Annotated in this window: 9 protein-coding genes; 4 read left to right on the forward strand and 5 right to left on the reverse strand. The window is 45.1% G+C overall.

Going from position 1 to position 11,350, the window contains the following annotated elements; genetic code table 11:
- The 3 genes from WBA23_RS10570 to WBA23_RS10580 form a co-directional block, all read right to left on the reverse strand.
- The coding region (locus tag WBA23_RS10570; protein WP_424582245.1) for a hypothetical protein at positions 1–1,923 on the reverse strand (1,923 nt) is incomplete at its 3' end.
- A 13-nt stretch (positions 1,924–1,936) separates the two neighbouring features.
- Complete coding sequence (locus WBA23_RS10575) at positions 1,937–3,850, reverse strand: 3-keto-disaccharide hydrolase (protein ID WP_424582246.1); 1,914 nt, start codon at positions 3,848–3,850, stop codon at positions 1,937–1,939.
- Between the two features lie 68 nt (positions 3,851–3,918).
- Positions 3,919–5,661, reverse strand: coding sequence for an arylsulfatase (locus tag WBA23_RS10580; protein ID WP_424582247.1), 1,743 nt, complete (start codon positions 5,659–5,661; stop codon positions 3,919–3,921).
- Positions 5,662–5,834: 173 nt separating this feature from the next.
- On the opposite strand from WBA23_RS10580, the gene WBA23_RS10585 reads away from it, so the two are divergent.
- Positions 5,835–6,482 (forward strand): hypothetical protein, encoded by a 648-nt coding sequence (locus WBA23_RS10585; protein ID WP_424582248.1) that lies wholly within the window; start codon positions 5,835–5,837, stop codon positions 6,480–6,482.
- A 45-nt stretch (positions 6,483–6,527) separates the two neighbouring features.
- Positions 6,528–6,968 (forward strand): GreA/GreB family elongation factor, encoded by a 441-nt coding sequence (locus WBA23_RS10590; RefSeq protein ID WP_424582249.1) that lies wholly within the window; start codon positions 6,528–6,530, stop codon positions 6,966–6,968.
- A gap of 61 nt (positions 6,969–7,029) precedes the next feature.
- Here WBA23_RS10590 and WBA23_RS10595 read toward each other — a convergent pair whose 3' ends face one another.
- Together WBA23_RS10595 and WBA23_RS10600 are read right to left on the reverse strand one after the other, a co-directional pair.
- A complete protein-coding gene (locus tag WBA23_RS10595) occupies positions 7,030–7,476 on the reverse strand; it encodes a ferritin-like domain-containing protein (protein ID WP_424582250.1) in 447 nt (148 codons plus the stop codon).
- 229 nt (positions 7,477–7,705) lie between these two features.
- A complete protein-coding gene (locus WBA23_RS10600; RefSeq protein WP_424582251.1) occupies positions 7,706–8,704 on the reverse strand; it encodes a bestrophin family protein in 999 nt (332 codons plus the stop codon).
- 167 nt (positions 8,705–8,871) lie between these two features.
- Here WBA23_RS10600 and WBA23_RS10605 point away from each other — a divergent pair, with 167 nt between their 5' ends.
- On the forward strand, positions 8,872–10,158 hold the full coding sequence (locus WBA23_RS10605; protein WP_424582252.1) for a hypothetical protein: 1,287 nt from the start codon (positions 8,872–8,874) through the stop codon (positions 10,156–10,158).
- 265 nt (positions 10,159–10,423) lie between these two features.
- Positions 10,424–11,350, forward strand: a 927-nt coding sequence (locus tag WBA23_RS10610) for a DUF6080 domain-containing protein (protein ID WP_424582253.1), incomplete at its 3' end; no start/stop codon positions are given.

An 11,350-nucleotide genomic window follows, 5' to 3' on the forward strand; every position in this document is an offset into this window, starting at 1 on the left:
CTGCATAGCTTCCTCTTCAGGAACCTGCGGCATAGGAGCCATCGGGGTATAGTCCGGCCAGTTTTGCGGTTGCGGATTATAGATTAGCTCTACGATCTTTTCATCGCTGTATTTCCGCTTAGCCACATCATTAAAGGCCGGACCAACCTGTCGTTGATCAGCCTGATGACAGGCAGTACAGGTGTTCTTGACTAATAGCGGTTCAATATCGGCGTAGGTAGGCGTAGCAGCACTGGCGTTCGGATCATCGGGGGTGGTGATGACTGCTTGCGTGCGCTGAGGGGCTTTAGTGGTGGGGCGATTAGTTTCTTCAACGCGATTAGTAACCCATTCGTTGTCCGGTAACTTTTCGCCCTCAGGAATATTGTTGAGGGTGTAGTATCCGGTAGGGTGCAGGAGCGTATGACCATTTTCAGCGGACTTAATGCCCGAAGCTATGATTTCGTGAATGTAGTACTGCCGAAGATTATCCACCTTCACCCGAACCGACATACCATCTTCCGAAACTTTCACTCCGGCTACCGCCAGGGGCTCATCGTTTACCGTGGGGCTACCGTACACCGCGTGGTACTTGTAAATAAAGCTCCGTCCAGTGTAGGCGTTCAGGTTCTCGGCTGACTTTCGGTCTATTGGCTGCGTAAAGTGAATCGTAAAACCATCGGGTTCAGCCCGAACGGTTTGCATCTCAAAGGGAGTTTCGCCCGTCCAGGTTAGTCGTTCTAGTCCGGCATTTTGGGTTCCGGCGGAGCCCCAGCCTCGATTGGTTTCGCCTACGTACAATGAGCCATCGCCGCCCCAGGTCATCCGTAGCACGCCCGACTGAAAGCCCGAGCGGAAATCGAAGGCTACTCCTTGGTACTCACCATTCACTTTTTCCAACGAAACCCGCATAATTTTACTTTGCCCTTGATCACCCACCAATAGCTGACCACTAAAGGGGCCAAATTCACCCTCACTTTCATCTACCAGAATCTCCGAATTAGAAATGCCTAGTATTCCGTGGGGCAGCCAAGCCGCGGGGAGTTTTACTGATGGAAACTCTTTTCCAGCCTCATAAAGAAAGTCGGGGTCTTCTTCGTCGGTTACGTTCTCCGGTTTTACGAAGCGACCGTTCTGCTTTACTTGGCGTATATCAATTTGGGCGTAAAATTCCTGTTCGGTCAAGTCTACCGGCGATTCTTCTTTTTCGGCCCAGGCGAGTCCGGCCGGATGACCCGAGAAGCTACCTTCGGTGATGTGCCATACTCCCCCGGAGCCCATCCAGTCGCCCTGGTTTTCGGTGTAGAAGAACTCGCCATCTACAATGCCCAAGCCACAGGGTGAGCGCATTCCGGTAGCCCAGGGCTGCATTTCTCCGTCGGGGGTGATTTTCATGGTCCAGCCCCGCCACGGCACCCGACTTTCGCCCCGCCACCATTCCTGACTACCAAAGGCCACATTACCGGTCACCATCATACTACCATCTGGCAGGAACTTAGGTCCGTAGGAGTACTCGTGGTAGTGCCCGGAAAGCGGCCACTGATAAATGGTTTCGTACCGATCGGCTCTATCGTCTCCGTTGGTATCCGTGAGCTTGGTCAACTCGCCTCGTTGCACGGTATACAAAGCGTTATCCCGGTAGGTTAACCCTAGCGGTTCATGTAAACCGGTGGCGAAGCGCGTGTAGCGGGGTTGCGTACCTTCGTACATATTCGGGTTTTCTATAATGAAAACATCGCCCCGGCGGGTGCAAAGAGCAATTCGTCCGTCGGGCAGGGTAGTAAGCCCACCTACTTCCAACAAAACATCTTCGGGAGTAGGCATGGTAACAATCCGGTAGTAATCCTCTTCAGTGGGCACGTCGGGGGTTTGTGCGCGGAGCAAAGATGAGCCAGAGAATAATAAGCCGATAATCAGTACTGAACAATATTTATAGAAAGACATAGTAGATAGCATATTACCAAATGATTGAATAAGCAAATGAAGAATTTAGCAGCGGGGCCACCAGTTCCTGCTTTTGATCAACGGTACGAACCGTAGCCGAACCGTCCGAAGCCAAGCGAATGAAGTACTGCTGATCTACGGCATAACTTCCATCGGGCATGGACTGAATTTCATCTCCCTCGGCCAGCTTCACGTAAGTGCTGCCGGTAGCTTCACCTTCAGTCAGCGTAAGCGTCCGGGTGAGCATTTTGCCGCTGTCATCGGCCCGAATATGATCTTCTAGCGTTTTTCCGTCGTGCTGATACAGAAATACCGGTAAGCTGGTTTCAGTGTCAATCCGGTAACCATTGCTCTGCCAGTCGCCCGCCTCGTTTAGCTGAGTAGGGAAGGGGGCACTAGCATCGGAAAGAGTAGCCAGCGAGGTACTGGGAAAAAGGTACTGCACGGCTCCGCGGGGACGGAACGAGCCATCGCCCCGGCGGTACCACATGGGAGTGGCGTTCAGAAACTCGCCCCGCCAGACACAGACCGGAGTACCGGTTATCAGGTTATAGACAAAGTGCGCTCCGCTGGGTTCGCCTACCCCAATAGTGTGGGTTAACCGCTGAGATTGATCACCTTTGTAATCCATAAAAGCCCGTAGCATTCGGGGTTCATCGGCAACTTTTACGTAGATGGGACCGGTTTCCGGAATATCTGGCTGATACGAGTTGGGGTTGTGTAGCGGACGTGGGTAAGAGTCGGTACTAAAGAGGCCTACTCGGGTAGTCCACTGAGGAGTTTCTTTAAAATAAGTAAGTCGGAACGGGGTTTCACCCTTGGGTAAACTGAGCGTTATTTGGTTGCTTGCATTCCGACCGTCAAACGAGTTAGGTTCAACCTTCGTCTCACCGTCTACTTCCAGCATTGCTCGCCCACCGTAGTTCAACTGAAATTGATAGTCTTTAGCTTCGGAAGTATTAATAGTCCCTTCGTAGATCACCGTAAAGTCATCATCCACCCCTGGCAGATCAGTCGTTAACTGATTTAACGTACCTTCCTGAGCCGGTTGAGTACTGGTTAATGAATCTACTCGGGCGGAAGCTGTTTCGTAAACTTTATAACTAATATTGCTGAGAGATACATCCGATTCTTCCATCAAACGGTACTTGAAGTTACGGAAGGCTACCGGGCCATGGTCGCCCTGAATCATGATCGGTCCTGTAGCTACTTCGTTATTCTCTACTGGGCCACCGGTCGGTAAAGGCACTTCCACATTTTCGTGAATACGCTCACCGTTCAGATCTACGTACACGAAGCGAGCGTTGGCAGTTTTGTTGCCACTGGCATCAAACTTAGGGGCCTGAAAGGCAATTTTCATTGATTGCCACAAACCCGGTGCCTTGGCGGCGTTGGTCAGTGGAGCTTTGCCCATGTATATTTTTCCGGGCTCTTCTTCCCAGTTGCGGTAGATACCACCAATATCGCCGTAGCGCGGGTTCTTCACGCCCCAGCTATCTAGCAGTTGAATTTCATAGCGACCTTGCAGATAGACCCCGGAATTGGAACCCTTCGGCATCATCACTTCCAGTTCGAGCAGAATATCACCATGCTCCCAGGTGGTAAGCAGATGGTCTTTGGTAGTTTCGTCGTTCATATTCAGCAAAACACCGGTGCCGGATTCGTAGCGAACCGGTCCTTGCTGCGCAGTGGAGTTATCCGATTTTCTTGATTTCTTCTTTTTCTTTTTGCCCTTTTCGGCGGTGGCTTCAGGTTGATGAATGTCCATATTGGGGTCTATTGTTACGGCACCCACGATCATCCAGTTGCCCGCCTGCTCCTGAAAAGCCGACAGGTCATCCAACGCAATTGATTTCATCGGAACCTGCTGCGCTAGTAGGGAAGATGATAGAAAAGAAAGGTAGAAGGCTAGGAAAAGCTGTCTCATAATGCGTTTATACTAATTCAAAGTAGGGATCAAAAATACAATAAGTAGGAAGATTTCTAATAGGGTTTCTACTTAGTTTGTTTAATTTCTACCCAAAAAGGAAAGGTTTGCTGACGGTCGATTTCGTAGAACGGAATAAGGTCGCCCTTCATTTGAGGTAGGTACACATTTTTCATCACTAAAGTTTCGGTGGCAGCATCAGAGTTTTCCATACGTTGAATGAGCGTTTCTGTTTCGAGTATCATCTGTCCTCCAGGGTCTACCGGATTCAGGAAGCGAAAGTGCAGATCGTAGTGGCCTTCCCGAGCAACTTCTACCCGCCACTTGCCAAAAACATCTTCTTGGGCCCAAATGGCCCGCTCACCACTCGCGTCATTTCGGTTTAGATAGATAGGGTTTTCGGAGTTGCTACTGATGACTACTGCCGGAGGGTTAATTAAGTTGGGGGATTGAATCAGCTCGTAAAAATGCTGATCTAACTGCTGCTTTAACTCAGTAGCGACTTCGGGTTCATCCGTTACTAAATTCTGCTGCTCGTAGGGATCATTGGTAAGGTTGAACAATTCAAAATTAGTGAGTTCAGCATCGTAAGAAGTCTGGCCCACGAGTTTGTAGTCACCTTGCTGAAGCGCTATATTCTGATATAATTCGGGATACTTGCGGGTCCAATAAAAGAACAGCGAGCGATCAGCCCAACTAACCTCATTACCCCGCAATAACGGAAGCCAGCTTTTTCCGTCAATCTTACGATTCATGGGAAGTTGCGCACCGCAAAGATCAGCCAAGGTGGGTAGTACATCCATATGGACGGTAGGGGTTACAATATTCCGGCTTTTGGGGAACTGAGCGGGGTAGCGCATAAATAACGGAACTCTTACCCCGCCCCGGAATACCGAACCCTTACGACCGCGCATTCCGGCTACGTATCGCCACTGCTGCGGGCCGTTGTCAGTCATAAAAATGACGATGGTATTATCGGTAATGTCTAATTCATCCAACGTGCTGAAGACTCTTCCCAGGTTATCGTCAATATTGGTCACCATTCCGTACACCTTGCGAGCGTCTTCTTTATCCTTTTCGCTCATTTCGGGGAAGGGCATCGCTTCATCAAATCCAGCGGCGGGGTCAATGTCTTGGTACATCTGATAGTATTTGTCCGGAACTTGTAGCGGGGTGTGGGGAGCGTTGAACGACAGGTAGCAAAAAAATGGGCTAGACTGATTGTTTTGGATAAACTCAATGGCTTGTTCAGCAAATATATCGGAACAGTAGCCTTGGTAAGACCGCTGCTCACCATTGTGCCACAGCACCGGATCAAAGTAACTGCTGTCCTTCTGAAAGTAATTGGTGAAATCCCCCACTTGTCCCATACCCCCCGCTAGGTGAATCACCGACTCATCAAATCCCTGATCGATGGGCCGACTGGGGTAGTTATCTCCCAGGTGCCACTTACCGAAAATCCCGGTACGATAATCGGCTTGTTGGAGCATCTCAGCAATGGTTACTTCCGATGAGGCCATGGTAGCTCCGCCGTTGTAGGTATCGTGCACTCCGGTACGTAGCGAATAACGACCGGTCATCAGGCTAGAGCGGGTAGGGGCGCAAACCGGGGAAACGTAGAAGTTGGTAAGGCGGATACTCTCTTCAGCAAATTGATCCAGCACCGGTGTCTTGATATGCGGGTTTCCGGTAAATCCCAAATCACCGTAGCCCTGATCGTCGGTAATAATTAGTAAAACGTTAGGTTGATCGGAAGTTTGGGCAAAACTAATTTGAGCTAGAAAGTAGCAGGCGGTGAGTAGCAGTCTCATAAAAAGGAGGTTGTAGTAAAATTTGGTGGGGGGCTAAAATACAACGATATTTAGGAGCATCCAATTGCGGAAAAGTAGGCGATTTTTCTTATTTTCATGGAAAAGAAATAGTTATGATTTTTTACTTGTCTAGCGCAATCCATAACAGATTCTTTCCCATCGTACTGATTGCCATGATTAGCCTAGGTTGTGAAGAAAAGGAGATAATTGATGGCCCGGAAATCTACGAAGACTGGATCAAGTTAACCATTCCTGATGAACGAGGAGCTTTGGCTGTATTTGGCGATATTGACCAGATACTTACAGTAACAACCTGGACAAAAAGTTACTTTACTCAAGACGGTGGAAGGACTTGGCAAATGTCTCGTGATTTCCGAGGAAGTATAGTAGGTTTGCTTATGGCTAATGACACATTATTTGCGCTACATGCTACCACAACGGATTCATTAGGTAATAAATCAGCAGCATTAGCGCAACACTATTCGCTGGATACTGGTCAAATCTGGCACTCCTACCTGGATGACTATGCAACCCAATACATTAAAATAATGGGTACCGATACTACTTCACAAGGTATCATTTACAAAACTGTGTTAAATGTAAACATCGATACAGTGAACCCCTCAAGTTTACTGCGGTCAGACGGATTATTGACTAATTTAATGGACGTGCCATTTAAACACCGTCTTCACGATGTATACGTTGACCAAAACGATAGGGTATACGTAGGTGCCGCCGGAGATCGGCACAATTCCGAAGATAATACTCTATGGTGCTGCGAAGATGCGTTCATCTACGTATCCAGAGATACATCTCCTTAATTTGCAGTCAATAACATAAGTTGTTTAGCCATTATGGATTTAGATTTGAAGAAACAGATTTTTGAAAGCTGCAAAAATCAGTTGACGGAACAAATTTCGGGTTTACAAACCGAATTACAGGGATATAAATCAGCCGTTTCGGATGAAACTAAAAGCTCGGTAGGTGATAAGTACGAAACCGGGCGAGCCATGCTTCATTTGGAGCAGGAACGATTATATAAGCAGTTGGCCGAGGCTGAACGGCTGTATAATCTACTGATTTCGCTACCCAATCAAGTTTGTAAAAAAGTGCAGCCGGGCAGTTTGGTAAAAACCAGTCAGGGGCTATTTTACTTCGCCGTAGGCTTAGGGCAAGTTAAGGTAGATGATTTAACTGCTTTTTGCGTATCTCTCAAATCGCCCATCGGGCAAGCACTGCTAAACTGTGAAGTGGGGGAGGTGGTCTCTTTTCAGCAGCAGAAGTGGGAGGTGCTGGAAATTATATAAGGCATAAAAAAAGCCCTCGGCTCGAAAGACAAGGGCATGTATTAGCAAATTACGAAATATACTAGTCGTAACGCTCTTCTAATCGCACTAATTCTTGTAGCGAAGTTTCAATCTTCTCCATTTGCTTACGAACCGTAGTTTTTACGTTGTCGGGAACTTCAGTTTCCTGCAATACATCCTGGTATTCCTTCAGTGCATTCTTATCACCGCGAATGCATTCTTCCAGTACCGCTTCCTCTTTATTGCTACTCAGAGCAGATTTAATATCCATCCAGGTTTGGTGTAAGCTGGCTGAACCTTCTTTCGTCTCCTTTGGAGTGCCCCCCAGAGAGGTGATTTCCTGACGCAGTTCGGAATTAAATTGGTTGCGCTGGTGAACGTGCTCCATCAGAAAGTTCTTCAGATCATGGTCTTTTACCTTTTCGGCAGCATTCTGAAAGCCATCAACAGCATCGTGGTTCTTTTCAACCAGATCATTCAATTCTTTAATAACATGTTTAGTGTCCATAGTAAAAAATAGGTTATAATTAAAAAATGATTCTACACTATTGATAACTACAATCTACGGTATCTGTTTAGTAATTTTTTCAATGAATCACTTAGTAGTAGATTTTATTTTAATTTGAATTCACCGCTATCTGATTGTCTTAGTAATAACTTTTATTATTGCCTAATGAGCTTTGTCATTAAACAATCAATCATCTAAGAGCTTTAGGTTAAAACCATAATCAGCCCTATTAGAGCAAAATATCGTTTACAGGTTCAATCTTAGCGGGAAGATCCGTTTCATTTAGTAGTTGTCTTAGGTCAATTTCAATGGTGCGACATAGCGCGGTCATGGGTACATCGTTAATATAGTTTTCAAAAGGATCTTCACTATTATCACCTACGGTTTCGATCGTAACAAAAATCCAAGAGATCAGCACTGAAAACGGAACAGTGAGCCATATCACTGAATTATTACTCATTTCCCCAAATTCACTAACTAAGCCAAAAGGAAGCAGTACGATAAAAATCCAAACGAAAACAGTACTAAAAAAGGCGTATTGGCGGGGAAATGGCGTATTTTTAATCCGTTCACATTTTCCTTGTAAATTATAAAGTTCCTCTAGCGTTTGCATCATGTTCACCTGCCGATAGGAGTCTAACTCATTCTCCTTTACTAAGGCCCGCAATGCTTTACCCTGATTTTTCACCAAGTGAGTAGCCGTATTTGCCTGCTGCAATACTTCAGTGTATTCGTCGTCAGACAGAAATATTCGGATATATTCTTGACATTCCCGATCGTTATTCAACTTCAAATCAGGTACGTAGCTGAGATTATTCCGATCCAGCATGGTGGTACGGCGAAGTTGGATGCGCAACGCATTGATCCAAGCTAAATGACGGTAAACTAGTTCGGTGTGCAGAGATGAACTAGTAGAGTTAACCTCTGAATTGGGCAGATAGCTTAATACTTGATTGGCCCAAGTACGACTGTAATTGACAATGCCACCCCAGATTTTTCTTCCTTCCCAGAAGCGGTCGTACGACTGGCTATTTTTGAAGCCAATGTAAAATGCTACGGCAATACCAATAGTACTAAGTGGCAAAAACGGAATGCTGATATCGATGCCTTGTTGAAGAAAAATAGCGTAAGCTACTGTAACTATGATTGCCCAAATGATGAAAAAGAGAACGTTTTTCCAGGCAAATTTCCAAATCAGGCTCCATCGAATATTTCGTCTTACGTACATAGCAATAATTAGGTTAGTAGAATAAAACGAGTGAAGATAAAGGTAGCGGCTAAGAACTCAAAAAATTATATAACTGCTGAGTTTTAATACTATCTATGCATTAGAATCGTAGTATAAATCTACCTTTGTCAAGGTAATCTTCTTACTATACTTTTCAAACTTACCAAATGAGTCTTGATCCAAATACAGAACGGTTCGCCCTAATCACAAAGTTGATTCTCACGGGTTTTTTTCTGGTTTTATACACTTCAGTGTCATTAGCCTTACTTTCTTCACCTAAAGAACGCGGCACCGGGTATCACGAAAACGACCTTTATTTCCAGGCTGACTCGGAGTATCTCGCCAAACGAGTAGCCAAAAATCGACATAACTACCAACGGGTACGTTTCCATCCACTCTTCGTATTGTTTTTTAACCCTATTGGAAGGGGAATGAACGTGGTTACACAAAATCCTGAAGTAACGGCTTGTGTTCTTAATGCTATTGCCGGAAGTGTTGGCATCTTCTTATTCTTCGTTCTTTTTCACGATGCGCTAGGAATACCTCTAGCAAGATCGACTTTATATACTCTCATTGGCGGACTAACTGCCACTCACTTTGTTTTCTCGGTAGTTCCTGATACGTTTATATTTTCATCGGTAGGCTTAATCCTACTATTAATTATAGCGCTACGTTACGCATCGTCATTGGGAGCTTGGTTGGGGGTTTCGGTGTACTTAACCGGGATAACTATTACCAATGTTGCATCGGCGTTCATAGCGGCCTATTACTTTCTGTTGCAACGAAATAATAGCTCAAAAATCAACCGTAACCTAATTTATCGTTATCTGGGGCAGTTTGTACTGGTATCAGCGGTGCTAAGTGTAGCCCAAAAGATATTATATAATGTTTGGCTTTTTACTGATAGGCATATTATAGTAAAGGAAGATTTGGGATGGTACTTGTTTCTTCCTCACTCGTTTGCTGAAGGATGGGAACGAACGAACTTAATGCTCAAGCACGTTTTTTTGTTCAGTATAGTACCTCCCCGGTTGAAAACAACTATTCACTACCTTAATTCTAAACTTACAATGGCTACCTTTATGGACACTGCTTGGTGGGATTTTCCGGTAGCTTCTTGGGTGGCCATTTTCCTGTGGATTACGCTGTTAGGTATAGCCACTTTCTACCTGTTTCGCCTGCGGTTGTACCGTCACCGATTAGTGAAAGTTTCCTTGGGAGCAATACTTTTTAATCTGGCTCTTCACACCGTTTATGGGGATGATTTTATGCTTTTTTCCTGCGGATGGTTAGTTTTCTTATTAGTTCTAGTGTTTTTCTCGTTGGAACAGTCACCAGTTGTCCGAAAGTACGCTCGGCTTTATCAGCTAGGACTACTGATCTTTGTATTGTCAATGGGCGTAGCAACAGGATGGCTGGCGTATGATATGTACCACATTCTTCTAAGCCAATAAAAGTATCTAATAGCAGCTAAGAAATAGCACCTCGTTAACGATCCCCGTTCCCCGACTGTAGTTTACAGCGCTACCCCAAATTTCTCTTCCCTCCCAGAAGCGGTCGTACGACTGACTATTTTTGAAGCCAATTTAATAGGACAGTGAATCTAACTGATCATGATTAAAAAACCTTGAATAGAAGGTAGCTTTACGCACTATTTTTGCCACAGTATTGTAATACGATATTATCACCACGAGGGTGGCTTTACATTAACTTTACCTAATGAGTTTGGTTAAGAAAACGGGACGACTAGCTTTACTAATTAAGCTAATACTTTTTGGACTATTCTTAATTTTTTATGCATCAGTGTCTTTGGCCCTACTTTCTTCACCAAAAGAACGCGGCACCGGATACCACGAAAATGATCTCTACTTCCAGGCAGATTCCGAAACATTTGCCAAGCGAGTAGCAAAAGAAAGACATATCTACGATCGGGTACGATTTCATCCTTTGTTCGTTCTGTTCTTTAACCCTATTGGAAGCAGCTTAAATACCATTACCCATGACCCGGAAGTATCATCCTGTATTATTAATGCTGTAACCGGAAGTATAGGAGTTTACTTATTCTTTTTCCTCTTCTTTGATTTATTACAGATCCCATTAGCAAGATCTACGCTGTACACACTTATTGTGGGTCTAACAAGTACTCACGCAGTTTTTTCCATAGTCCCTGACACATTTATTTTTTCATCGGTAGGGCTTACACTATTGCTTATTGTGGCACTTCGCAATCAATCGACGTTAAGCCACTGGGTAGGAGTGAGCGTATACGCAATTGGGGTAACTATCTCGAGCATCGTTCCGGTCTTTATAGGTGCTTACTACTTTTTGTTGCGACGGAAAAATCGTGTCAATTGTAATACAAGGTTGGCTTATTGTTATATCATACAGGTTGGGCTGGTGTCCGCTGTGCTCAGTATAGGCCAGAAAATTTTATTCCATGTCTGGCTTTTTACCGATTGGCAGGAAATAGAAGAGCAGGATCTGGGATGGTACTTGTTTCTTCCTCACTCGTTTGCTGAAGGATGGGAACGAACAAGTTTAATGCTTAAGCACGTTTTTTTGTTCAGTATAGTACCTCCCCGGTTGAAAACAACTATTCACTACCTTAATTCTAAACTTACAATGGCTACCTTTATGGACACTGCT

Origin of the sequence: Tunicatimonas sp. (genome assembly GCF_049647865.1) — a bacterium.
In the GTDB taxonomy this organism is placed as follows: domain Bacteria; phylum Bacteroidota; class Bacteroidia; order Cytophagales; family Cyclobacteriaceae; genus Tunicatimonas.